A 24949-nucleotide genomic window follows, 5' to 3' on the forward strand; every position below is an offset into this window, starting at 1 on the left:
CGACGCTTACCTTCGGCTCTCTGATCGTGGGAATGTTGCGCATCGCCTTTGGATCATTCAATTTCAGGACGAGGCAGGTGTATGGAACCCACCTTATTTTCATTCATCTGGAAGTATTCGAAGAAGCAGCAGATGGTGCTGCTGGTCCTGACGGTCCTGTCGTTTCCCTTTCTCTACGCCTCGCTTGAACTACCAAAACAGATCATCAATGACGCGATTGGTGCGCCTGCGGATACGGTAACGGTGTTCGGCTTCACGGTGACCCAGATTCAGTATCTGATGATCCTGTGTTTTGCCTTTCTGGCCACCGTGATCGCCAGCGGCCTGATGAAGATGCGCATCAACACCATGAAGGGCGTTCTGGCCGAACGGATGCTGCGCCGTCTGCGTTTTACCCTGATCAGCCGGTCCATGCGCTTCCCGAAATCCTATTTCGCGACGACAAGCCAGGGCGAGCTGGTCTCGATGATTACCTCCGAGGCCGAGCCGATGGGCGGGTTGATGGGCGACGCCATTGCGCAGCCGGTGTTCCAATTCGGGCAGATGATGACCATCGTCACCTTCCTGTTCATGCAAAGCGTCTGGTTCGGGCTGGCCAGTATTGCCTTGATCCCCCTGCAGGCATGGCTGATCCCCAAGTTGCAACGTCAGATCAACCTGCTGAACAAGGACCGGATTCAAGAGGTCCGCCGTCTGAGCTCTGAAATCGGTGAAAGCGCCGCCGGGATCAGTGACCTGCGCACCAATGGCGGCTGGCGCTATCGCCTGGCGCAGTTCAGCCATCGTCTGGGCACCTTGTTCGAGATCCGGTTCAAGATCTACAACAAGAAATTCTTCATGAAGTTCCTCAACAATCTGATCACTCAGATGACTCCGTTCCTGTTCTACTCGGTGGGCGGCTATCTGGCGATCACGGGTGAGGTTACAGTGGGCGCGCTGGTGGCCGCTCTGGGCGCATATAAGGACCTCAGCGGTCCGTGGAAGGATCTGCTGACCTACTACAATCAGGTGCAGGACATGTCGCTGCGCTGGGAAATCGTGACCGAGCGATTTGCGCCGTCGAACATGATCCCCGAACGTCTGTTCGAGGGTGTACCTGAGTCAATTCCACGCCTGAACGGTGATATCGAGCTGCGCAATGTTACCGTGCGTGATGACGATGGCAAAACTATCCTTGAAGACATCGACCTGACCATTCCCCGTGGCGCGCGCGTGGCGATTCAATCGACCCACGCATCCGAGCGCAGCGCGCTTGCGCAGTTGCTGACCCGAGAGCTGCTTCCGGCTCAGGGTGAGGTTGTTCTGGCGGGTCACAATCTGAACGATCTGCACCAATCCGTCATTGCCGCCCGGATCGGCTATGCCTATTCGCGGCCTTATCTGTTTGACGGAACGCTGGGCGACAATCTGTTGATGCCGCTACGAACACATCCGCAACATGAAGCAGACGCGTTGAAAGTGCCCAGCCGTCGCCAGATCGAGGCTGTTCGCGCAGGCAATCCACCGGATTCGCTCAGCGACGAATGGATCGATCCGGGGCTCGCGGGACTTGATGATATCGAGGACATCCGCGATTGGTGGTTCCAACTGGTCGAGGCGATGGGCATCGACGAGTTCATGTTCCGCCGCACCTTGCGCTCACAATTTGACCCAGAGCTTCATCCAGAATTGGCGCAAGAGATTGTCAATCTGCGTGAAACCGTTGCAACCCGGTTGCAGGAGCGGGGGTTGGACAAATACGTCTATCGCTTTGATCCGGACCGTTTCAACCCGGCGGTTCCGCTGGGGGGCAATCTTCTGTTCGCTGCGCCTTCGCACGATATCTCGCCTGATATTCTGGCCGGAGACGGACGGTTCATGTCGATGCTGGCCGCACATGAATTGGACGATGACGCGCTGAGCATTGCCGAGGCCGTTCTGGACACGTTGAACCAGACCTTCGGGCGCGACGGCGCAGATCACCCCCTGTTCTTGCGACTGGGCCTGTCGAAAGACATGTATCACCGCCTGCTCGACATCGAAGAGCGCCGCAAATCCAAAGGGGAAGAGGCGCTGAATGATCAGGAACGTGCCCTGTTGCTGACCGTTCCTTTCATGCTGACTGCCGAACAGATCGGACCCAGCTTCCCCGAAGAATACAAGGACAAGATCCTTGCAATCCGCCAGAGCCAGGCCGAAAGGTTGCGCAGTGCCATGGGCGGGATGTTCATACCGGTGACGCCTGATCTGTATGTCCCGCGCCTGACCGCGATGGAAAACGCGCTGTATGGTCGGGTCTCGATCATGGCCGGTGCCCATGCCGAAGAGATCGAAGATCTGGTGGCCGAGGTCCTCAACGAGGCCGGATTGCGCCGGCGCGCGGCGGCTATCATCTATGATCTGCCCTCGGGATTAGGCGGAAACAACCTGCCGACGGTGTTTCAGGAACGCGCCGCATTCTCGCGGGCCGGGATCAAACGTCCCGATATCCTGATCCTCGACAAGGCGTTGGCCAGCCACGATTCGGAAAGCCGGTTGCGCACAAGGTTGAAGCTGCGCGAACTGCTGCCCGATGCGATCATGATCTTCATGGAAGATCATTTTGCCCACCCCGAGGCCTACGATCTGTTTGTCGAGGTCAAGGATGGCCGCATCGACGGCGTCTCGCGCGTGCGGCCCGAAACTGAAGACAGTTCCTCTGATGACCTGAGCCGCAAGCTCAAGATCATCTCGTCGACCGAGTTGTTCTCGCGGCTGGACGGGCGCAACCAGCGCCTGCTTGCCTTCTCGGCGCAGTGGTATGAGGCCGCCGCAGGGCAGGTGGTGTTCGCGCGCGGTCAGGCCCCCGACGCCGCCTATCTGTGCATCTCGGGCGAGGCCAGCCTGGAGTGGCTGAACAAGGATGGCGAGCTTGAAACCCTCTCGACAGTCGAGCCGGGGCGCTTGATCGGTGATCTTGCGATCATCACTAACGAGCCGCGACAACTGGATCTGGTGGCGACGACAGACTGCGCCTTTCTGAGGATCGGTGCCGAGGAGTTGCGCGCCGTGATCGAAAGTGACGCAAGCGTCGCCGTTCAGCTTCTTGAAACTGTTGCAGGTTACCTGACCTCTGCCGCCGAGCGAATGCGCGTGCCAAACGCCTTGCCGGTCGAAGAAACCTCTTCGCCGGACGCCGAGCCGACAAATGCCACCTGACAAGTCTCCTGGAGCGTATCAGCCTCATCAAGTGCTTCTGACTGAGGCGCGGAAATTCCCCGAGCTTTGGCGCCTGATTGTCGGTACGGGTATCGTTGCCGCGGTTATCCTGTCGTTGAACGCAGTTCTTTTTGCGATGGTCGCCAGTCTTGGCACGGCTGAATGGGCTGCACGGTTTCTGACCGGCTCATCCCCCATTGCGCTTTTGCTGGTTCTGAGCAGTTTCATCTTCGTCACTCTGGGCGTCGCAGTTGCGGCAAGATTGATCCAGCACCGCTCACTTGCCACGATGATTGGGCCGCCGGCGGTGGCTATCCGGCAATTCTGGCTGGTCCTGCGTGCGTTGGCCTGTTTGGGGGCTGTGCTGCTGATCCTGCCGCCATACGATTTTGGAGCGCCGCTGGTTGCCAATCTGCCGCTGCTGAAATGGTTGGTCCTGTTGCCGCTGTCACTGATCGCCGTTCTGATACAAACCAGCGCCGAAGAAATCTTGTTCCGGGGCTATTTGCAGCAAGGTTTGGCAGCACGGTTCCGATCCCCGTTGATCTGGATGCTCATGCCCTCACTTCTGTTCGCGACCGGGCATTACAACCCTTCTATGGCTGGCGATAACGCTGTCCTGATCACCGTCTGGGCGATGGCCTTTGGCTTGCTGACCGCCGATCTCACCGCCCGATCGGGAACGCTGGGCCCAGCAATCGCGCTGCATTTCTTCAACAATTTCGCCGCACTGCTTGTCATTTCACTGCCTGACAGTCTAAGCGGCCTGGCTCTGTATCACTTGCCATATGAGACTTCGGACACGCAGGCCATCCGTCCCTGGCTGTTTGTCGACTTTGCGCTCATGATTGTCGGGTGGCTCACTGCGCGGCTGGTCCTCAGGCGCTGATTGCAATTCCTGCGCCAGCGTCTTATTTGACGTCAACGCAGTCTCAGCAAGGTTCCGACATGAACTGGATCACAAACTACGTCCGCCCCCGGATCAACTCGATCTTCTCGCGCCGGGAAGTGCCTGAAAACCTCTGGCACAAGTGCGATGAATGCGGAACGATGTTGTTCCACCGCGAATTGGCAGAAAACCAGAATGTCTGCACCCAATGCGATCACCACATGGCGATCACCCCGCGAGACCGGTTCAGTCATCTGTTCGACGGCGGCATTTTCACCGAGGTAGAGGTGCCTGCGCCCAAAGATGATCCGCTGCAGTTCCGCGATCAAAAGAAATACCCCGACCGCATGAAAGCGGCGCAGAAAAAAACCGGCGAGAAAGAGGCGATGCTGGTCGCCGTGGGCGAGATTGGCCGCACCCCGATTGTGGCCGCCGCGCAGGATTTCTCGTTCATGGGCGGCTCGATGGGCATGTATGTCGGCAACGCCATCATCGCCGCCGCGCAAGAGGCGGTGAAGCTAAAGCGCCCTCTGATCCTGTTCTCGGCGGCAGGGGGTGCGCGGATGCAGGAAGGTATCCTCAGCCTGATGCAGATGCCACGCACTACGGTGGCCGTCGAAATGCTGAAAGAGGCGAACCTGCCCTATATCGTCGTGTTGACCCACCCGACCACAGGTGGCGTTACCGCATCTTACGCGATGCTGGGCGATGTGCATATTTCAGAACCCAACGCCCTGATCTGTTTCGCCGGTCCCCGGGTGATCGAGCAAACCATACGGGAAAAATTGCCCGAAGGGTTCCAGCGCGCCGAATACCTGCTGGATCACGGGATGTTGGACCGAGTCACCAAGCGCACCGAAATGCGCGATGAGTTGATTACCATCACGCGTATGCTGATGAACCAACCTCCGGCCGTCAAAGGCGATCTGCCCGCGCCCGCTCCGGAAGCCCCCGCCGAGGAAACGGCTGAAAAATGACCAGCCAGAGTTCGGACGTCATCCTTGACCGGATGATGGCGTTGCATCCCAAGATCATCGACCTGACCTTGGACCGCGTCTGGCGTTTGCTGGCGGCGCTCGACAACCCGCAGCTAAGGCTGCCCCCGGTCATCCATATTGCGGGCACCAACGGTAAAGGCTCGACGCAGGCGATGATCCGCGCAGGGCTCGAGGGGGCAGGGCGCTCGGTCCATGCTTATACCTCACCGCATCTGGCGCGGTTTCACGAACGTATCCGACTGGCCGGAGAGTTGATATCGGAACCCGCCCTGACGGCCATTCTGGATGAATGCTACGCCGCTAATGATGGTGAGAACATCACCTATTTTGAAATCACCACCTGCGCAGCCATTCTGGCCTTCGCCCGCACGCAGGCCGATTTCACGCTGCTTGAGGTGGGCTTGGGCGGGCGTCTGGACGCTACCAATGTGATCGAACAGCCCCAAGTGACGGTGATTACCCCGATCTCGATCGACCATGAACAGTTCCTGGGCAACACGCTGGGCAAGATTGCCGCTGAAAAGGCCGGGATCATCAAACCCGGCGTGCCCTGTATTGTCGGCCCGCAAGAGGACGAGGCGCTGGAGGTGATCGAATACACCGCCGCCCGTCTGGGCGCGCCGCTGCTGGTGCATGGACAGCACTGGCATGTGCACGAAGAAAACGGGCGCCTTGTCTATCAGGACGAAACCGGCCTGCGTGACCTGCCGCTGCCCAACCTTCTGGGTGCGCATCAGATCCAGAATGCCGGCGCTGCCGTTGCCGTCCTGCGCCACCTTCAGATGGGAGACGCCGCGTATGAGGCCGCCGTCACCCGCGCCGAATGGCCCGCTCGGATGCAGCGGTTGAAAACAGGACTGCTGACCCAACAGGCCCCTCAGGCCGAGCTTTGGCTGGACGGTGGCCACAACGCCGCCGCCGGTATCGCTCTGGCAGATATCCTGTCAAAGCTGCCCAAAAAGCCGACCCATATGATCTGCGGCATGCTCAATACCAAGGACGTAACCGGCTATCTCAGGCCACTGGCCGCGCAAGCCGACACGCTGACCGCCGTTTCGATCCCGGGCGAGGCCAACACCCTCAGTGCTGAAGATACCGCCGAGGCTGCCTCCAAGGTCGATCTGCCCGCATCAACCGCAAACAGCGTTGCGGAAGCATTAAGTGCGATCACAGATAAAGACCCGCAAGCGCGCATCCTGATCTGCGGCTCGCTTTATCTCGCAGGCAATATCCTGCGTGAAAACGGTTAAAGCTTCATCTGGCCAAAAATACTCCGGGGGTGTCGCCAAAGGCGACGGGGGCAGGGCCCCCTAGTTTCCCCAGTTCTGATCCTGCATCTCGCGCAGACGCGAGGCGGTGCGTTCAAACTCGAACGTTCCTTCCCCTTCGACATACAGCATTTCGGGTTCTGCAGCAGACGAACAGATCAGCCGAACCTTGGCCTCATACAGCGCATCGATAAGGGTCACAAAACGCTTGGCCTCGTTAAAGTTGTTACGCGATAGCCGGGGGACATCCTCCAGCACCAGCACCTTTACGGCCTCGGCAACGGCAAGGTAATCTCCGGGCCCCAACATCCGTCCGCACAAGTCATAAAACGACGCCCGGGCCACCCCGTTTCGAAACGCAGGCAGAACAACCTCACGCCCCTTTACCTGCAACGCCAGAGGCTCGGCCGGACCACCCGACAGATCGTTCCAAACGGCCCTGATCTTTTCACGCGCTTCCGGCCCGATCGGCGCGAAATAGACCGGAGACCCCTCGAGGCGGTTCTGCCGGTAGTCGGTAGGTGAAACCAGCTCCCACACCTCAAGCTGTTCTTTGATATGCGCGATGAAGGGCAGGAATAATTGCCGGTTCAGACCATCCTTGTACAGATCATCCGGATGGCGGTTCGAGGTTGTGACTACGACAACACCGCCCGCGTGCAACAGATCGAACAAGCGTCCGACAATCATCGCATCGGTGATGTCGGTGATCTGCATTTCATCAAAGGCCAGCACCTTGGCCGATTTTACCACCGCGTCTGCCACTGGTGCCAAAGCGTCTTCGACACCCTCGTCGCGGGCTTTGTGCAGCCCGGCGTGGATTTCCTGCATGAAGGCATGAAAGTGAACCCGACGGGCCGGAATGTCACCCAGCGACTCGACGAACATATCCATCAGCATGGATTTACCGCGCCCGACACCGCCCCAAAGATACAGCCCCTTGGGCGGCGGCGGGGCTTTGCGGAAGAACCCGCGTTTGACCGGTTCCGCCAGCGCTGCGCGGATTCGTTCAAACCGGGGCAAAACAGCCTCTTGCGCGTCATCACGGGTCAGCGTGCCATCGCCGATGCGCGTCTCATAAAGCGATATCAATTCCGTCATAAACTGACGCATAACCTCCGACCCACGTGTTGAAAAGAAACCTTTTTTCCAGACACATCAATTTTGTTGAAGCGGTGTCGCAAAACTCCTGAATTGACGCGCCTCCTATGCCCGCTACTCTCGTCGGGCTAACACCCCGGAGCCCCCATGCCCCAATCCGCTCGACTGTTGAATCCGATCCTGATTGTTGCCTGCATCATCATCACCGTCAGTTTTGCGGTGCGGGCGTCGTTTGGCGTGTTTCAGATTCCCATCGCCGACGAGTTCGGCTGGCTGCGCACCGATTTTTCGATGGCGATTGCGATACAGAACCTCGCCTGGGGCATCGGGCAGCCGATCTTTGGCGCCATCGCCGAGAAGATCGGTGACCGGCGCGCCATAATTCTGGGCGCATTGACCTATACCGCAGGTATGGTCCTGAGCGCATGGTCCGTCACGCCCTTCGAACACCAAACGTACGCCTGGTTGGTGGGGTTCGGCATCGCCGGAACCGGCTTTGGGGTCGTGCTGGCCGTCGTGGGGCGGGCTTCGTCCGATCAGAACCGCTCAATGTCGCTGGCCATCGTTACCGCAGCGGGCAGTTTTGGCCAGGTTATCGGCGCGCCAACGGCAGAGTGGCTGCTGACATTCCTTCCATGGCAACAGGTCTTTCTTGTCTTCGCCGTCGCGATACTGGCGCTGGTGCTGACGTTGCCCTTTATGCGCGGCCCAAAACCTGCCTCAAAAGCGGAACTGGAAGAGGGCTTGGCACAAATCCTTGGCAAAGCGCTACGCGATCCGTCCTATGCGCTGATCGCCATCGGATTTTTCAGCTGCGGCTACCAACTCGGGTTTGTCACGGCACATTTTCCGGCCTTTGTGACCGAGATGTGTGGCCCGATCCAACCCGGGGGCGTTCTTCATTCAATTGGCATCACGACTACCTCGGCCCTTGGGGCTGTCGCGATTTCATTGATCGGTCTTGCGAATATCGGCGGCACCTTGCTGGCGGGTTGGGCCGGCAACCACTTCCCTAAGAAGTACTTGCTTGCAACGGTTTATACAGGCCGCACCATCGCAGCGGCCGCCTTTATCCTGTTCCCGATCACTCCGCTGACGGTGATTGCTTTCTCGTTGGCTATGGGTTCTCTGTGGCTAGCAACGGTTCCGCTCACATCGGGTCTTGTGGCGCATCTGTTCGGGCTGAGATATATGGGCACGCTCTATGGCATCGTGTTCCTCAGCCACCAGATCGGCAGCTTTCTGGGCATCTGGCTGGGCGGGCGCATGTATGATCAGTATGGCGACTACACTCTGGTCTGGTGGATCGGCATCGGGATCGGAGCGTTCAGTGCCATCGTCCATCTGCCGATCCGCGAGGACCGCTCTGACGCGGTCGCCGCTGCTTGATCAGGCCTGATATTTGTCAATGATATAGCGGCTGGTCATCAGATCCAGATGCGCCCCACCGCCGTTCTTGAAGACCGTAATGGCCGACGGATCAGGCGCGAACTTATCAAGCGCATAGTAATCCGCGATCAGGTCATCGCGTGAGATGGCTCCGCTGGCGATGGGGGTTTTGATCTCGCCGATATAGTCAACTGTCGAATCAAAGCTGTCCAAATAGATCAACCCGCGCTGGAGGGCGGTGTCGTCCGCCTCGCGCATGTCGGGCCTGTAGGCTCCGATCAGGTTCAGGTGTTGGCCCGGGCGCAACCATTCTCCTCGAATGATGGGCTGCGTGCTCATCGTGGCAGTGGCAACAATATCCGCACCATTCACAGCATCCGGCAAATCATAGACGACGTTGACATGCCTCAGCTTTTTGGCCAGCATCTCGGCCTTGGCGCTTGTCCGGTTCCAAAGCGAAATTCGAGCGCGGGGAAAACCAGCCGCAAAGGCTTCGCACAAGGACTCCGCGACACGCCCGGCACCAACGATCAGTATTCGACGACTCTCCGGGTTTGCCAATCTCATCGCCCCTAGCAGGCTGTCTCCGGCGGTTTTCCATTTGGTCACCAGGAAGAAATCTACCAAAGCGGCAAGCCGTCCGTCCGTGTCGCCATACACGCTGACTGACCCATCGATCACGGGCCGTCCGATCTGCGCATTGCCGGGGAATATTGTCGTTGATTTTACAGCAAGACCCAGGCCGTCCACCCAAGCGGAACGCGACAACAAAGTGTCTTTGCCACGATAAAGAAACGTATCCTCGATCTGTGCCTTCGGTCGCTGGTGGCCCTTGGCGAACGCCTCGGTCAACTCAACCCAGTTCAGATTGGCCTCACCTTCGGCGAAGGGTATCTGAAGGATGTTCAACGCGCCTCGTCCTCTGACAGCAACCCCTGGGCCACCAGACAATCCGCCCAACCTTGCGGCGACTGGAAGTGATGCGTTTGCCACCCGCGCGCGCGTGCCGTTTCGATGTTGTCGATGCGGTCATCCGCAAAGAGCAGTGTTGCTGGCGGCAAACCGCAATCTGCCTCGACCATCTCATAAATCGGCTGGTGCGGTTTGACAGCTTTCATCCGACCGGAAACATATTGCCCGTCAAATTCGTTCAGAAACGGATAAACAGTGGTAGCGTAATCAAAATTCTGTACCCCGAAATTGGTCAGGGCAAATACTGGCACATCATTTGCGCGCAGTGCCCTGAGCAATCGGACCGAGTATGGTATCTCTGGTGTCGCAAGCTCGATCCACTTGTCGTGCCACATGCGGATTTCGGCGCGCCAATCGGGATATTTTTCGGCCCAGTCATAGATGGTGTCGGTGAAATGGTGCCCCTGATCGACCAGATCGTTCATGCCATGCAGATCGACCTCGGCGAACATGGCGCGGCGGCGCTCTTCGCCGATCACCCTGTCGTAGTAGCGTTCGGGCTGCCATTCGATCAGCACGTTTCCGATGTCAAAGATGACGGCTTTGATGGCCATGATGCGAACCTGCTTAACCTGTTCAGATTGTAACGGACTGAACCAATCCCGGAACCGATATGCAAGCGCCAAACGCAGCGCGGAACGCGCTGCCCGGCCCAACGGGAGATGGCGCATCTTTGATGCGTCTTCGACCGGCGGGAGAGCTACCGGCGCAGGGTTGCCCGAATCTCGCGCTCGAGCGCGTCCAGGAACCGGGATCGGTCTGCCTTGCCAAAGGGTTTTCCGCCCCCGCCCGAGCCCAACGGATTGGCCGCGCGCAGGTCGGCCATCAGGTCACGCATGGCCAGTTGTTGACCGATATTTGCCGCGGTGAAAGGCTCTCCATTGGGGCGCAGCACCCGTGCCTCGGCTTCAACGCATTTGGCGGCCAGAGGGATATCGGATGTCACCACCACATCGCCCGGGCCGCAGCGTTCAGCGATCCACTTGTCGGCTTCGTCTGCACCCTCGGACACGATGACAACCTGAACCAGAGGGTTCGCCGATGGCCGCAATCCCCCGTTCGACACCAGAACCATCGGGACCCGGTGCCGGGTCACGACCCGTTCGGCCTCGGCCTTCACCGGGCAGGCGTCGCCATCAATGTAGAGCGTGGTCACGCCTCTTTGGCCTGTTTCGCCGGTTTCGCTTTGGTCGCGGATTTACGTACCTTGAACTCTTCGGGGATCGGCATCCGGTTGAACGCGTCCAGACCCGCGATCTTGTAGGCCTCGGCCAGCGTCGGATAGTTGAAGGTGTTCTGCACGAAGTAATCCACCGTACCCTTCAGGTTCAGCACTGCCTGCGCGATATGGATCAGCTCGGTCGCGCCCTCGCCAACAATCTGCACGCCCAGAACCCGGCGGGTTTTCAGCGAAAACAGCATCTTCAGCATTCCATGTTCCAACCCCATGATATGCCCGCGCGAGGTTTCGCGAAACCGCGCCACGCCCACCTCATAAGGGATGCCGCGCTCCTGCAACTCTTCCTCGGACATGCCGCAGGTCGAGATCTCGGGAACCGAATAGATGCCATACGGATACCAAGGGCTCTCCGGCAGGGTCGGGGTCTCCAACGCGTGACACGCTGCGACGCGCCCCTGCTGCAAAGACGTCGAGGCCAGCGATGGATGCCCGATCACATCACCCGTTGCATAGATGTGCGGTGCCGCGGTTTGATAGGTTTTGCGATCCACGCTGATACGGTTGCGATGATCCGTCTCGATCCCAACCGCGTCCAGATTCAGGGCCGAGGTTGCGCCCATGCGCCCGGCCGCAAAAAGCAACATTTCGGCGCGCACATGGCGACCGTTGTCCAGGGTGATCTCGACATGCGTACCGGCATCCTCGATCTTTTCGACGGCTGATCCCAGACGCAGATCGACACCGTTCTCGCGAATTTGGTGGGTGAAATCATGGATCAGCGTCTTGTCGATGAAATCCAGGAACGTCTCGCGCGGCTCGATCAGCGTGACCCGCACATCCAGTGCCGAAAACATGGTGGCATATTCCACACCGATCACGCCCGCACCAATTACGCAGAGCGAGCGCGGGATCTCCTCCATCTCCAGGAAATCGTCGCCATCAACGACGGTCTTGCCGTTGAATGGCACGTAATCGGGGCGATATGTCTTTGTGCCGGTGGCGATAAGGAACTTGGCCGCGGTCAGGCGCGTGGTCTCGCCCGCATCCGTAGCAACCTCGACCTCATGCGGGCCGGTGAACTTTGCCAGCCCGTTCAGAGTTTCCACATGATTGCGGTTGAATTGGTGTTCCAGCACATCGACCTCGTGATCGAGTGTCATGTGCAATCGGGCTTTCAGATCCTCGGCCCGGATCTGATCTTTGACCCTATATGAGCGACCATAGAAGCTGCGTTCGCGCCAGCCTGAAAGGTTCAGCACAGTTTCGCGCAGGGTCTTGGACGGGATGGTGCCGGTATGAACTGAAACACCGCCGAAGCGATCCTTGCGGTCGATCACCAGCACACGTCGCTGCAATTTACCCGCCTGTATGGCCGCCGACCGCCCCGAGGGCCCTGATCCGATGATGATCAGATCATAGTCATATTTGCTCATGCCTCAGTCTCCGTACAGCGCTTCGGCGTGGAAGGTGATGTGGTCCTCCATGAAGGTGGACACGAAATAATACGAATGATCATAGCCCGGCTGCAGGCGATAAGTGGCCTGTTGGCGACGTTCGGCAATCGCCTGCGCCAACGCTTCGGGGCGCAGCAGGTCGATGAACTGGTCATTGGCGCCGGTGTCGATCAGGATCGGGCCGTCAAATCCGGTGCTGCGCATCATCATCGAAGCGTCATGTTTCGCCCATGCGGCTTCGTCATCGCCCAGATACGCACTCAGTTGCTTTCGACCCCAATCCGCGCCCATCGGGTTGGAAATCGGTGCAAAGGCCGAGACCGAGCGGAACCGCCCCGGCAGGTTCATCGCCAGTGTCAACGCACCGTGTCCGCCCATCGAATGCCCGGTGATTGCCTGACGGTCTGGATCGATGGCAAAATTCTCGACCAGAAGCGCAGGAAGTTCTTCGGCAATATAATCCCACATTTTGAAGTGGGGCGCCCAAGGCGTCTGCGTTGCATTGACATAGAAGCCCGCGCCCTGACCCAGATCATAATCTTCATGATCCGCCACACCTTCGCCACGTGGTGAAGTATCGGGAAACACCAGCGCAATACCCTGTTCCGCAGCCCAGCTTTGCGCGCCCGCTTTGGTCATCGCATTCTCATGCGTGCAGGTCAGCCCCGACAGATACCACAATACTGGAACCGGGCCATCCTTGGCCTCGGCCGGGAGAAACAGACCAAACGTCATGTCGCATTTGCAGGCCGAGGAGGCATGGCGGTAGACGCCCTGCACACCGCCAAAACAGGCATTTTCCGAAACGGTTTCCATCAGGTTGTTTCCTTGCATTATGTCTGGGTCATGGCTAACGCTCTGTGGCGTTGGCGTAAAGTCCGAGCACCTTTGGGGTGCATATTTTTCGAAAAGGTGAAGATCAGATCGAACTGACCCAGCCAATCACAAATGGCACGGTCAGGATGCTGGCGATGGTCGAAAGCAGAATGGCAGCGGAGGCGCGTTGAGGGGCCACATTGTAATGAGCTGCAAGCATATAGACATTTCCCGCCACCGGCAGTGAGGCTGCAGCGATTGCAACCATGGCCGGGAAGGGGGCGACCGGGATCAGCCAGATCACCATGATCGCCACAAAAAGCGGATGCAGCACCAGTTTGCAGAAACTCAACCAGCCTGCGATTTGTATCCGTTCTGCGGATTTGTCGGCCAGAGAAGCTCCGATTGCGAACAAAGCACCTGGCGTGGCCGCACCCCCCAGAATGGTCAGGAAGTCGTTCAAAGGCGCGGGCATGGGTGCGCGCAGAGCCGACCAAATCAATCCGGCCAATATCGACAGGATCATAGGGTTTTTCAGCAGTCCAAGACCGATCAAACGCAAGGTATTCGCGCTGATCCGACCTTCGCGCCCGCCGTTGATCAGGATCACAATCAGAGACGAAAACACCACCAGATCTACGGTCAGAACCAACATCACCGGTCCGATTGCCGCCTCGGAGAACAACAGCGCCAGCATGGGCAACCCCAGAAAGCCGACATTGCCGATTGCCGCGCATTGCGCCTCGACCGCAGCGGTCGGGATATCCAGCCTGCGCAGATATGCGATCAGCGTGGCCAGTGCGTATACTCCGAGGGTGCCCAGCAGATAGCCGACGACCAGCCGCCCGTCGAAAATCTCGGCGAACGGTAGCGTTGCGGAAAAGCGAAACAACATCGCCGACAACGCAAAGAAAAACACGAACCTGGTCAGGTAGGCCGTTGCTTCGGGTGGGAAAAACCGGCTGCGCCCCGCCCAGAAGCCCAGGCCGATGATTGCAAAGAAGGGCAGGGTGCGCAGAAATATCTCGACCATGCGGAAGTCGTAGCATGGTTTTCTTGCACGGCAAGGCCAAGCAATCAGTGCCTGATGAATCAAGTGACAAAATCGCGAGCCGGGCGAAAAGCATTGAAACTGAACCGACCGGTTTATAAAGTTGCAGGATCAGCAAATCAGGAGCCTCCATGACTCAAGCCGCCACCATCCTGCGCACAGGCCGGAAATTCGATCAGGTTCTGCGCGGCGCCCGAGAGGTGTTCATGGCGGATGGTTTCGAAGGCGCGAGCGTTGATGATATCGCGCGCGCCGCAGGTGTCTCAAAGGCGACGCTGTACAGCTATTTTCCGGACAAACGCTTGCTGTTTACTGAAGTGGTCCAGACCGAATGCCGCCTGATGTCCGAGCGTATCATCGCGATGATCGACGAAACCAACCCGGCGCGCGAAGTCCTCACTATCGCCGCGACGCAATTGACTGCCTTTCTGGTTTCGGAATTTGCGCAGCAAATTTTCCGCATCTGTGTGGCTGAGCGTGACAGATTTCCCGACCTGGGTAATGCTTTCTACGAATCTGGCCCGCAAAATGGTCAGCAAAAAATGGCGGAATATCTGGCCAAAGCTGTCGCCAAGGGTGAGTTGGCGATTGAGGATGTAAATTTGGCCGCCGAACAGTTCTCGGAACTCTGCAAGGTTCGTCTGTGGGGCCGCGCTGCGTTCGGGATTCAAAACAGTTTCACCCAAGACGAAATCGACGAAGTCGCGTTACAGGCGGTCGATATGTTCATGGCGCGCTACGGCGTGTAATTTCAGAAACTTTGGTGCGGGTGGAGGGACTTGAACCCCCACGCCTTGCGGCGCCAGAACCTAAATCTGGTGCGTCTACCAATTTCGCCACACCCGCAACCCGGTGCCACGGCACCGCAATGACGCGCTGCATAGCAAAGCTTTTGAGTGAGGGCGAGGGGTAAAATTGGGTGACCCCCAAGATTAGCCGATAGAGCGAAATTGAGGAGCACAGAGAATGCCACGGTTGTTTCAGCGGGAGCAGCCTTCAGGAAGCGCTCGTCTGCGATTTGTATATCCGGGGTCGATGTCGTCTCTGACAACAAAGAATACCTATGCTGACAAATGACTGGATTTACGGTGCCTAATTTATCGTTTCCCCGTTGCCCACAGTGGGCTAGTGATGGGTGATATTGTCCACACCTATAGGTGGAACGATTTGGTATGATTTGCAAAGACTTGATACCGAGGGGATTTGTCATGCAACCCGCCCCCCGAAAACTCACCTCCCGACAGGACAATAGAAAACAGCGAATGGCGATGGGTGTAATATATTGTTATAGCATTATTATTACAGAGATCATTCTCTCCCTTCAAACGACCAGGCGGTGAATTTTGAAGATTTTGACGGCCACGAGGTTAGTTGACACGAAAGTCCAGCTCTTCAGCAAAGCTCTCCCCTTGGTTGAGGCATTTCTATGGGGTCCGACCACATTTGCGCCACATTTCAAACGCCAAAAAATCTTATTCGCGTCAAAATAACACCGCGGTGATCGTACTTGATTAAGCGCAGGAGTTAATGAGTCTTTTTGCCATCTGGCACCGTACGAGTTTCTGCTCAACTCCAGTACAAGGGTCTCTGTCGTGACCAACCAGATCAAAACCGCTGCCTCCGAGCAGGACGTCGTCAGTCTTGCACGTGAAAGCTTCATCGGCGAACTGAAAACCCTGAACCGCCAGCATCCTGGCACGGGTTTCGGAATCGCGCTTCGAACCCATTCCGGCAATCGGTACCTGCTGGCCAATGCCCGCATGCCGCTGCCGTCTCATAAATCACAGAACTTCCCGACCGGGCGCCGTGTGGCCTGCCTGGAAAACGGAGAAGGCTTCAGCTCGATCGAAGTTCTGGCCGATTCTCTGGCGTATGAATCAATCTCTCCGAGCAGCGAAGCTGCGATTCTCGGGAATGCGCTGGATCTGATCGCTCGTATCGACACTTTGGCCTGCTTGCCCGACGGGGCAGGGGACCAGATCGCCGCAACTGGCACCGGAGGCTAACATATGGCGCGCAATGACCACCTTTTGTCGGTAGGAAACGAGGCTCTGTCCGAGATGACTGAGACGATGTCCTCGTTGACGACGCAGATCGACCAATTGACAGAGGTGGCGGATGCGCGCTCCTCAGCGCGGCTGGCGACGCTGAAAACCAAGATGGAAAGCTTCACCGCCAGCGTAACGCTTGTGGGGCAGGTGAAGGCGGGGAAATCCTCGATCGTGAACATACTGGCGGGGCGTCCGAACCTTTTGCCCTCGGATGTAAACCCGTGGACTTCGGTCGTAACCACGCTGAACATCAACACCCGCACCGAAGGTGATACCAGATCCAAGTTTACCTTCTTCGAGCAGGAAGAATGGGACAACCTGATGGTTGGCGGCGGTCGGCTGGGCGAGCTTGCCAATCGCGCCGGCGCAGATGACGAGATGGACGATATCCGCCGTCAGGTTGAAGAAATGAAAGCGAAGTCCGAAGAGCGGCTGGGCAAACATTTCGACCTGATTCTGGGTCAAAGCCATCAATATGACTATTTCGATGATGAGCTGATCCAGCGTTATGTCTGCCTTGGGGATGAGGACGATCCGGATATCAATCCCAAGACGGGACGTTTTGCCGATGTCACGAAATCGGCCGAGCTTTATATGGATATCCCGCAATATCCGATCTCGCTGAAGCTTTGCGATACACCCGGCGTCAACGATACTTTCATGGTGCGCGAGCAGATCACATTGCGCAGTCTGCGCGGTTCCGAAGTCTGCGTGGTTGTGCTGGCGGCAAGCCAGGCATTGTCGACCATGGACATGGCGCTGATGCGGATCATCGCGCAGTTCGAGAACCGTCAGATCGTCCTGTTCGTGAACCGCATTGACGAGCTATCGGATCCCGTAAATCAGGTGCCCGAGATTCGTGACCGCATTCAGGACACGCTGAAACAGAACAATATCGACACCAACACCAGTGTCGTTTTCGGCAGCGCGCTGTGGGCCGAGGCGGCGCTGACCGGCAACCCCGATATTCTGACCGAAGAATCGCGCGAGGCGCTGAACACATTCTATCTGGCCGCCGGGTTTGGCGATCAGGCGGCGTCGCTCGACAAGATCTGGGCGCTTTCAGGTCTGCCCGATCTGTTGCTGGCGATGAACGAACGCATTGCCGAAGGCGCCGGATCCCGGCTGCTGGATCGTGTGCGCCATCGTGCGCGCAACATCGCAAGCCAGATCAGGGCCACGGCGGTTGCCAAGACGCTGTCGAACACCGACGGCATTGTACGCGATCTGGACGGTGTGTCGCCGGAAGACGCGATTGCAACGGTATCCGCTGAATACGAAAAGAAAGCATCGGAACTGACCTCCAAGCTGCGTGACAAAGTGCTGGAGCGGCTGACATCAGCCGAGGCGAATTTTGTCAAACGCGCCACAGACTCGCTGATCTCGCATCTGGAACAGAACGGCGAGCAGGGCACTTGGCAATATGATCCCGCGGGCCTTCGGACCCTTCAGAAAGCGGCCTATTTCAGCTTTGCCCGTGCAATGCGGAAAGACGCAGGAGCGCTGTATTCCGCCGCCGCGTCGGATGTCGAAGCGCTTTATCAGAAACTGTTGGGCAACCATTTGGGTGAGTTCACCATCGAAGCCCCGATTGTGCCGCGTGTTCCGCCACCGCTGGGGATCGGACGCACCATCGCGCTGGACTTGCAAAGCACCTGGTGGCGGCGATGGTGGCAACGTCGCAAAGGGTTCGAAGCATATGCTGCGGATTACACACGTCTGATCGCCTCCGAGGCGAACTCGATCACCAAGGATATCGAGGAGAACCAGATTGCTGCGGTTCTGGAGAACGTCCGCGCGGCGCTGATGGATTTCATGGCCGAGCAGAAGGACACGCTGCTCAGCATCTCGAAATCGCCAGACAGGGCTGCGGCGCAGGTCGCTGAGCAGAAACCGCAGAAGTCGCGTGACGACATTCTGGGTGACATCCTGAAAGACCTTAGTAACGAAGCAGCATAAGAAGAGTTATGGTAAAAGAATCTAAAACCCGCTTCGTCTCTCCCAAGGCCTGGAACCGCATCGAGCAGTGGTCCCGCCGCAAACCTGTGTTTGCGCTTATGGGGGAATTCAGTGCCGGTAAATCGACATTGATGAACTTTCTTCTGCGCAAGCAGGCCTTGCCGACACAGGTCACGGCAACGCAGCTGCCACCGATCTGGTTCAGTTGGGGCAATCGCCCCGCCTATGTTCGCGGCCATGATGGCAGCACGCGGACGATCGAGTTGGACCAGCTTGAAAGCGTGGGTGTCAACGACGCTCAATTCATCCGCATCTTTCTTGAGGCTGATATCCTCGAAGCCGTCGACCTGATCGACACGCCCGGCATCTCGGATCCGAAGATCACAACCGACGTCTGGCGGCGCGCAGTCGGTCAGGCCAACGGCGTGTTGTGGTGCACGCACTCGACCCAGGCCTGGCGCGAAACCGAACGTGCAACCTGGGTATCATTGCCCGAGCGTTTGCAGCACAAGTCGCTGTTGCTTGTTACCCGTGCGGATGCATTGAATCAGAAAGATCGTCAGAAGGTGCTGCGCCGCGTGAACCGCGAAGCCGGACATCTGTTCAACCGCACAATCCTGTTCTCGGCCCGCGATGCTATTCTGGCGCGCGACAAGACCGGTGACGCCGAGCTTTGGTCGCGCAGCGGCGGTGGCAAGATGGTCGACAGCTTCCTTGAGATCACTGAACAGATCATGGACAACCGCGCCGACATGCTGGCGCGCTATCAGATCGACAAATCCTTGCCCGATGCACCGAAAGTTCAACATCTGCACCCTGCCCGCCCAACTGGTGACGCGCCGCTCAAGCTGGTTGATCCGGTCGATCCGTCCTCAGGTTCGAACGAGGTTATCACCAGTTTCCCGGTGCGCCCCGCACGGGTTGAACGCCGCTCGGAAGAGGCCGAGCGCCCTCGGATCGACGCGGGAGAGGCTGAGCGCCTGCGCGCTGAAATGGAAGCCAAGGCAGAACCCGCCGAGGAGGACCTGCGCGCCCTCTTTGCCGACAAGGAAGAAGAGCTGCTTGATCTCAACCTGTTGGCGCATCCGGTCACCGATGTGGACGAGTTCGACTTCATGGCTGATGACCTTGAAGATGAAGAAGAGGCCGAGCTGATCGTTCTGGGCCCTGAGGCCGACGAGCCGGAAGATTTGGAAGCGGCTGCGGAAGATGACGAAGCCGAAGCCGAAGATCTGTCCCCTGTCGAAGACGAAGACACAGGACCTGATATCGAAGCGTCGGCGTCTTCGATCACCGCACTTCTTTCTGAACAGCCCGAAGCGCGAGAGGAAGACTATGAACCAGAGCCCGACACCAATGATCTGAGATCGGTTCGGCTTGTATCATTGACGCATGAGGGTCCAGAAGGGGCAATGGTCGATGTGGTGGACGAACCAGCCCCCGTGGCTGATCGCACTTCGGAGGCACCACTCAGCGCAGCTGCCATGTGGAACGAGATTGTAGCCTCGGACACTTTGCCAGAGGATGCGAATGGCCTGAGAAGTGCATTTGCCGCTTTCCTGACCGAGTTTGACGAGATCGCACGTGAGCATCGTGAACAAAAGGATGGCGGATTGCTGCGCGCAGTAGCAAAATCCGGCGAAAACAGCGGGGCCGAGTGGCATGCGATTTAATGCGCTCCTGAGTGCTTTTCGGGGCAGGAGGCGATGCCATGTCGATTGACACCGCCTTGAACTCGGCCATCGAGACCATACCCGACTGCATTGCAGCCGGGTATGTCGATATGGAAACGGGGATGTTGCTTGGGACCAGCACCTCGGATCACGACAGCGCAGACACGCTCGATCAACTGGCCCTTGCGGTTGCCAATCTGTTTCAGGGCCGCGGGGTAAAAGGGTTCGAAGATTTGTTGCGCAGCGCAGAAATCGACAATGCGGAGCATCCGGGATTTGGGGAAATCGCGGTGTTTTCAATTGATCGTCTGCACATCTTTCTCAGGACAAGGGAATATCCTGATCACGTGGTGTGCTATATCTGCCGCGACAGTGCGAATGTCGGGCTTGCGCTTACGAAATCACATCTCAGCCTCGGGCCGGTAGCGGCAGCGGTTTAGACGCGACCAGAGGGGGTCACGGCATGATGGATAGTGAAATTCTGGAATTGCTCGAAGATATCGGGCGGTCGTCGGTCGCGCGGTTGTCACCGGCGACCTTTCTTGCTGGTGACAGCGCACAGATTCGACGAGGCCAGGTTCTGAGCGCGATCCGCGGCACCATCCTGCCCCGGCGGCTGGAATTCACCGCCGCCGATGGCTCGGTTCTGGCGATCGAGGTCAACAGCTCGCGGGTCACGGATGTCTTCCGTTGCGTTTCTGGCCCGGTGCCGGATTTTGAGACCGAGGCGCGGGCTGATCTGACAGAACGGCTGGCGCAATTGGTGTCCGAGATTTCGATGGCTGCCGGGCCATTGGAACTGGTATCACAGCGGCCTGATACGGCGCTGGAAGCGGATGATGTTGGCATCACCTTCTCAGAAGTCGAGGCGGCCTGCGCTAAAATCGAACTGCCCGAAGAGCCGCGCATGTCGATTGTACCGGACCCCGAACCCGAGACGGAGGACGGCGAGCCCCCACAATCCGGCGTTGCCGAAAAGTTCTACGATGGCTGCAATCGCTTCGCGCTGGGTCGGGTGTTGCTTGGCGCTGGAGGTGAGGATTCGGCCTTTGACGGTATCTGTGCAAAAGATCAGCCCGCCCATCCGGGTCAGGACCTGTTGGCCCGTTTTGCCCGGGATCTGTCCGGCTGGCAGGCGGATGCCGTCGACGCGGTGCCGCAACCGCAATTGATTGTCATGCGACCTTCAGGGGGTCAGGGTGCCGGTCTTGCAATGATTAGCGATGGTGCAAAGACAGCGGCCGCCGTGCATGACGCCCGCAAACTCGGCGCTGTCGTGAGCCTGTGGAAATCATTGAAACCCGCCGTCGAATGACCGTGTTCCTGCCAAATAGTGTCCTTTTTACAAACCTAAATCTAAAATACGAGTTACCAGGGTAGTCTAATGAGTGAACTGAACCGCCGCGAACTTATTCGCATCGCTGAAGACATGAATGAGATGAGCAATGACGAAACCCGTCAGTTCATCTCGCGTATCGTCGACGACCTGTCAAATCTCAAACCATCGATTGCCTTCGTTGGTCAGATCAAAGCCGGTAAATCTCGCCTCATCAATGGCTTCACAGGTCAGGCCGAGTTTCTGCCTTCTGATGTAAACCCCTGGACCACCGTCATCACCGACATGCATTTCGGCCACCCGTCCGGTCGGACCTCGGGGGCTGAGTTTCATTTCTTCGACGACCGTCAATGGAAGGCCCTGATCGCCGAGGGTGAAGAGCTGCGCAATATGTTCCCTGACGAAGAGGACAGCTATAAGCGCGAGATGATCGAAGAGCAGGTCGAGGCGATGAAAACCCGCGCCAAGCTACGACTGGGCGAAAGCTACAAGCACCTGCTGGGGCAGCATCACGATCTGGATGAACTGAACTCGGATGATCTGGCGCGCTACGTCTGTGCTGGGGACGATCCCACCGATGAAGGCGACCATGATCCGGGTTCGGACCGGGGTCTCTACAGCGACGTCACACGCAAGGCCGAGGTCTATTTCGACATCGGCCATTTCCCGTATCCGGTGACCGTTACGGATACGCCCGGTGTCAATGACCCGCTGCTGATCCGCGAAGAAATCTCGCGCCAATATCTCAAGGAATCCGATTTCTTTGTCGTGGTCCTGTCCGCGCATCAGGCCCTGTCGCGCGCTGATCTGAAACTGTTCCGACTGATGCAGGCGCTGGAGCTTGGTCAGATCGTCGTGTTCATCAACCGCGTCGACGAACTGGGCGGCGGGGCCGAGGATGCTTCGAAGGTCCGCGCCGATGTTTTGGGCGGGTTGGAACAGGCACTTGGCAATTCGGACATTGATGTGCTGATGGGCAGCGCTCAGTGGGCGCATTATGCGCTGACCGGGGATGAGGCCGGTATTAACCACGATGAGATTCTGGCCTGGCTGCGGGCGCATCCGGAGCAGATGAAGCAGTATTTGTCGGGGGTAGAAGAGATCAAGCAAGGCCCCGGTCCGATCAGCCGCGAAGGCGTATTGCGCTTTGCCGCCATGATCGCTTCGGGACTGCCCGATCTGCGCCGCCATGTCACCAAGGCGCTGACCGAGGGTCCGCGTCAGGAACAACTGCACATGGCGTGGCAGCACCTGAACAGCTTTGCACAAGGTGAACTGGAACGCAGCACCGCCCATCTGCGCGCGACCGAGGCGCAGAATACGTCGGACGCCTCGGATGCTGAAGAAAACAACCAGACGCTGGCCGAACTGCGCGAAATGGTCGCCGAAAAGACCAAGGCGATCACCACGGACATGGACAACGTGCTGGCCAATCTGCGCGGCGTGATGGACGACACCGTGGCCGAGGCGGTTTCGATCGTGGTCCGAGGGCCTGATGGTCAGTCTCCGCTGCTGGCCAAAGATGGCGAGACCGAACTGAACTTCACCCCTCTGCGCGAACGCATGCGTGAATTGGTGCAAGGGGCGACGCAGGTCGTGCGCCAACGGATGCTGAGCGAGCTTTACGCCATCGACATGCAAAGCAACGCCGCATTGCGCGCCCTGCCCGGCTGGCAGGAACCGGTAGATAATCGCATGAACACCAGCGCCGTGCGGTGGTTCCGCCCTGACACAAGCGCCCTGACCCGCGGCATCACGGTCGAGTTGCGCGTGACATGGTTGTCACGCCTGATTTCGCGCCGCAGCGTGCTGAACCGGGCCGAGCGGATGATCGTGCAGGAATTTGAGATGATTGGTGATGATCTGGTGGACACCGCCCGCAGCGATCTGACCGAACGGTTGCAGACCGTTCTGGATCACTATCTGGCGCTGCTGGCCGGACATTTGGAACATCGCAGCGGCGGTGGTACAAATGCGCGGGCAGAAGCACAACGTGCGGTTGACCAGGCGCGCCGCATCACCGAAGAACTGGGATCGGTGAACGGCACCGCACCCGTAGATACGCGACAGGCAGAGGCTGCAGAATGATTGAATTCCCCGGAACCGAGCAAGAAGTGCGCCAACTGGAGCGCTTTTTGACCGTCACCGAAAAACAGCCCTCCTCGGCGGAACTGGATGTGATGCGCGCCCGCGCTCTGGCCCATGCCGAGCGGTTGTCGAACGCGGTGTCCATCGGCTTTGCCGGGGAGTTTGGCGCAGGCAAATCCAGCCTCGCCAATATGCTGGCCGGGGCAGACATCCTGCCGACGGGACCGCAGCATCTGAAACTTCCACTGGTCATCGTGGCATATGCCGACGCACCCGAGACCACGGTGGGCTGGTGGGACAAAGAGCCCAAGGTTTATTCCGGTATCGCCCTAGAAAAAGCGGCAGCTGACAATCCTGATTTCATTTCGGTCGGATTGAACACCCCTGCCCTGAAGGAAATCTCGTTGTTTGACCTGCCCGGCGCAGGCGCTTTGGACGACACCTACAATCAGACGCTGGAATTGCTGAAATATGTGGACTGTGCGATCTGGTGCACCAATGGCACGAATGCCTGGCGCGAAACCGAACGCCATCTGTGGTCCAAGGTTTCACAAAAACTGCGGGATAACAGCCTGTTGGCCGTCACCCATGCCGATCTGCCCCCGGTTCGCGATGCTCTGGACCGGGTGGTGGGCCGATTGAACAAGGAAAAAGACGGCCTGTTCCGGGCGGTCGTGCCCATCGGAACCCCTGTGGCAGTCCGGGCGATGGAACAGGAACCGGAACCGGATTTCGAGCTTTGGGAAACCTGCGGCGGGCAGCATCTGGCCGAACAGGTGTTGCAGATTGCCTCGGACCATCGTCAGCAGGATCTGGATGCGGCACGTCGGGATCTGACCCAAGAGTTCCTGCCATACCTCGAACAGCAGAACCCGGCGGACACCAAGGAGGCGAAAACCGAAGGTGCAACCGTCCATGCGAGTCTCGAGTCCACGCTTCCGCCGCTCAACAATCCAATCCTCGAAGACTGGTTGGCTGCGATTGCCAGCATCTATCACGATCTTCATGAAAGCTCGGAGATTCAACCCGCCGCATTCCTGCAAAGCTGTCAGGAAATCGTCGAAGACTTCGCCGAACGGCTGGAATTGGGTGAAGAGATCGACCCCGAAGCTGACTGGATTCCGGCCGAGTTCGAGAAAGCCACAGACCTGCTTCTGTTGCTTCAGTTCGAGACCGGCGACGCGCCCCTGAAGGACGCTATCAGCATCCTTGCACAGCTCAGCGACAACCTCGCCTGGGCAGGCAGCACGATTGCATCGGCGCCACCGCGCACCGGAACCTGACCCGTTCCCGCTAAAATTGAGCCGCATTGCGGCGATTCGAGACGACGAGAATCACGCCGTCATTGTTTCGGATTCGTGGACCAAGCGACGAATTCGCCGAGATAGATTTCGAATTTCCCAACCTGCAAACACAACATATAGACGCACAACGCTCCTGATGGCCTATATGTATGTTTGTCGATTTTTTGATCCTTAGTGAAGCCATCAGGCGGCCCCAATAAAGTCAAATTTGAACCGTCTAACCGTCTCAAGTGTCCTGCGGTT

At 58.1% G+C, this 24949-nt stretch carries 20 protein-coding genes and 1 tRNA gene; 13 read left to right on the forward strand and 8 right to left on the reverse strand.

Features of this window, described 5'->3' with window-relative positions:
* Window positions 1-81 precede the first annotated feature (81 nt).
* From ACR0K9_RS09870 to ACR0K9_RS09885, 4 genes are read left to right on the forward strand one after another with little or no spacing between them, the layout of a single operon-like run.
* Window positions 82-3177 carry an ABC transporter transmembrane domain-containing protein gene (locus ACR0K9_RS09870; protein WP_480822734.1) on the forward strand — a complete coding sequence of 1032 codons (3096 nt, stop codon included), beginning with the start codon at window positions 82-84 and terminating at the stop codon, window positions 3175-3177.
* On the forward strand, window positions 3167-4066 hold the full coding sequence (locus ACR0K9_RS09875; RefSeq protein ID WP_480822736.1) for a CPBP family intramembrane glutamic endopeptidase: 900 nt from the start codon (window positions 3167-3169) through the stop codon (window positions 4064-4066). The genes ACR0K9_RS09870 and ACR0K9_RS09875 overlap by 11 nt, the downstream gene beginning before the upstream one ends.
* 59 nt (window positions 4067-4125) lie before the next feature.
* Window positions 4126-5043: an acetyl-CoA carboxylase, carboxyltransferase subunit beta gene (accD, locus tag ACR0K9_RS09880; protein ID WP_480822738.1), complete on the forward strand. Its 918-nt coding sequence runs from the start codon at window positions 4126-4128 to the stop codon at window positions 5041-5043.
* Window positions 5040-6314 carry a bifunctional folylpolyglutamate synthase/dihydrofolate synthase gene (locus ACR0K9_RS09885; protein WP_480822740.1) on the forward strand — a complete coding sequence of 425 codons (1275 nt, stop codon included), beginning with the start codon at window positions 5040-5042 and terminating at the stop codon, window positions 6312-6314. The genes accD and ACR0K9_RS09885 overlap by 4 nt, the downstream gene beginning before the upstream one ends.
* A gap of 60 nt (window positions 6315-6374) precedes the next feature.
* Here the strand turns inward: ACR0K9_RS09885 and zapE are convergent, their stop codons facing one another.
* Window positions 6375-7433 carry a cell division protein ZapE gene (zapE, locus tag ACR0K9_RS09890; RefSeq protein WP_480822742.1) on the reverse strand — a complete coding sequence of 353 codons (1059 nt, stop codon included), beginning with the start codon at window positions 7431-7433 and terminating at the stop codon, window positions 6375-6377.
* 147 nt (window positions 7434-7580) lie between these two features.
* Between zapE and ACR0K9_RS09895 the strand changes: the two genes are divergently transcribed.
* Window positions 7581-8822: an MFS transporter gene (locus tag ACR0K9_RS09895; RefSeq protein WP_480822744.1), complete on the forward strand. Its 1242-nt coding sequence runs from the start codon at window positions 7581-7583 to the stop codon at window positions 8820-8822.
* Here the strand turns inward: ACR0K9_RS09895 and ACR0K9_RS09900 are convergent, their stop codons facing one another.
* From ACR0K9_RS09900 to ACR0K9_RS09925, 6 genes are all read right to left on the reverse strand, one after another.
* Window positions 8823-9731 (reverse strand): ornithine cyclodeaminase family protein, encoded by a 909-nt coding sequence (locus ACR0K9_RS09900; RefSeq protein WP_480822746.1) that lies wholly within the window; start codon window positions 9729-9731, stop codon window positions 8823-8825.
* A complete protein-coding gene (locus tag ACR0K9_RS09905; protein ID WP_480822748.1) occupies window positions 9728-10348 on the reverse strand; it encodes an HAD family hydrolase in 621 nt (206 codons plus the stop codon). The genes ACR0K9_RS09900 and ACR0K9_RS09905 overlap by 4 nt, the downstream gene beginning before the upstream one ends.
* 146 nt (window positions 10349-10494) lie before the next feature.
* Window positions 10495-10950: a YaiI/YqxD family protein gene (locus ACR0K9_RS09910; protein ID WP_480822750.1), complete on the reverse strand. Its 456-nt coding sequence runs from the start codon at window positions 10948-10950 to the stop codon at window positions 10495-10497.
* Window positions 10947-12407, reverse strand: coding sequence for a Si-specific NAD(P)(+) transhydrogenase (gene sthA / locus ACR0K9_RS09915; RefSeq protein WP_480822752.1), 1461 nt, complete (start codon window positions 12405-12407; stop codon window positions 10947-10949). The genes ACR0K9_RS09910 and sthA overlap by 4 nt, the downstream gene beginning before the upstream one ends.
* A gap of 3 nt (window positions 12408-12410) precedes the next feature.
* Window positions 12411-13244, reverse strand: a complete 834-nt coding sequence (gene fghA, locus ACR0K9_RS09920) for an S-formylglutathione hydrolase (RefSeq protein ID WP_480822754.1) — start codon at window positions 13242-13244, stop codon at window positions 12411-12413.
* Between the two features lie 103 nt (window positions 13245-13347).
* Window positions 13348-14277: an AEC family transporter gene (locus ACR0K9_RS09925; RefSeq protein WP_480822756.1), complete on the reverse strand. Its 930-nt coding sequence runs from the start codon at window positions 14275-14277 to the stop codon at window positions 13348-13350.
* A 149-nt stretch (window positions 14278-14426) separates the two neighbouring features.
* Here ACR0K9_RS09925 and ACR0K9_RS09930 point away from each other — a divergent pair, with 149 nt between their 5' ends.
* Window positions 14427-15044, forward strand: a complete 618-nt coding sequence (locus tag ACR0K9_RS09930; protein ID WP_480531139.1) for a TetR/AcrR family transcriptional regulator — start codon at window positions 14427-14429, stop codon at window positions 15042-15044.
* A 12-nt stretch (window positions 15045-15056) separates the two neighbouring features.
* Here the strand turns inward: ACR0K9_RS09930 and ACR0K9_RS09935 are convergent.
* Window positions 15057-15141, reverse strand: a tRNA-Leu gene (locus ACR0K9_RS09935).
* A gap of 746 nt (window positions 15142-15887) precedes the next feature.
* Here ACR0K9_RS09935 and ACR0K9_RS09940 point away from each other — a divergent pair.
* The 7 genes from ACR0K9_RS09940 to ACR0K9_RS09970 all read left to right on the forward strand — a co-directional run bounded on the left by ACR0K9_RS09940 (window position 15888) and on the right by ACR0K9_RS09970 (window position 24685).
* On the forward strand, window positions 15888-16301 hold the full coding sequence (locus tag ACR0K9_RS09940) for a hypothetical protein (RefSeq protein ID WP_480531142.1): 414 nt from the start codon (window positions 15888-15890) through the stop codon (window positions 16299-16301).
* 3 nt (window positions 16302-16304) lie between these two features.
* Complete coding sequence (locus ACR0K9_RS09945; protein WP_480822758.1) at window positions 16305-18305, forward strand: dynamin family protein; 2001 nt, start codon at window positions 16305-16307, stop codon at window positions 18303-18305.
* A gap of 8 nt (window positions 18306-18313) precedes the next feature.
* A complete protein-coding gene (locus ACR0K9_RS09950; protein WP_480822760.1) occupies window positions 18314-19978 on the forward strand; it encodes a dynamin family protein in 1665 nt (554 codons plus the stop codon).
* 38 nt (window positions 19979-20016) lie between these two features.
* On the forward strand, window positions 20017-20418 hold the full coding sequence (locus ACR0K9_RS09955; protein WP_480822762.1) for a hypothetical protein: 402 nt from the start codon (window positions 20017-20019) through the stop codon (window positions 20416-20418).
* A gap of 23 nt (window positions 20419-20441) precedes the next feature.
* The gene (locus ACR0K9_RS09960; RefSeq protein WP_480822764.1) at window positions 20442-21293 is read left to right on the forward strand and encodes a hypothetical protein; all 852 of its coding nucleotides are present in this window, start codon (window positions 20442-20444) and stop codon (window positions 21291-21293) included.
* Between the two features lie 69 nt (window positions 21294-21362).
* Window positions 21363-23402 carry a dynamin family protein gene (locus ACR0K9_RS09965; protein WP_480822766.1) on the forward strand — a complete coding sequence of 680 codons (2040 nt, stop codon included), beginning with the start codon at window positions 21363-21365 and terminating at the stop codon, window positions 23400-23402.
* Window positions 23399-24685, forward strand: coding sequence for a dynamin family protein (locus ACR0K9_RS09970; protein ID WP_480822768.1), 1287 nt, complete (start codon window positions 23399-23401; stop codon window positions 24683-24685). The genes ACR0K9_RS09965 and ACR0K9_RS09970 overlap by 4 nt, the downstream gene beginning before the upstream one ends.
* Window positions 24686-24949 lie beyond the last annotated feature (264 nt).

The organism is Ruegeria sp. L12, from assembly GCF_056531745.1.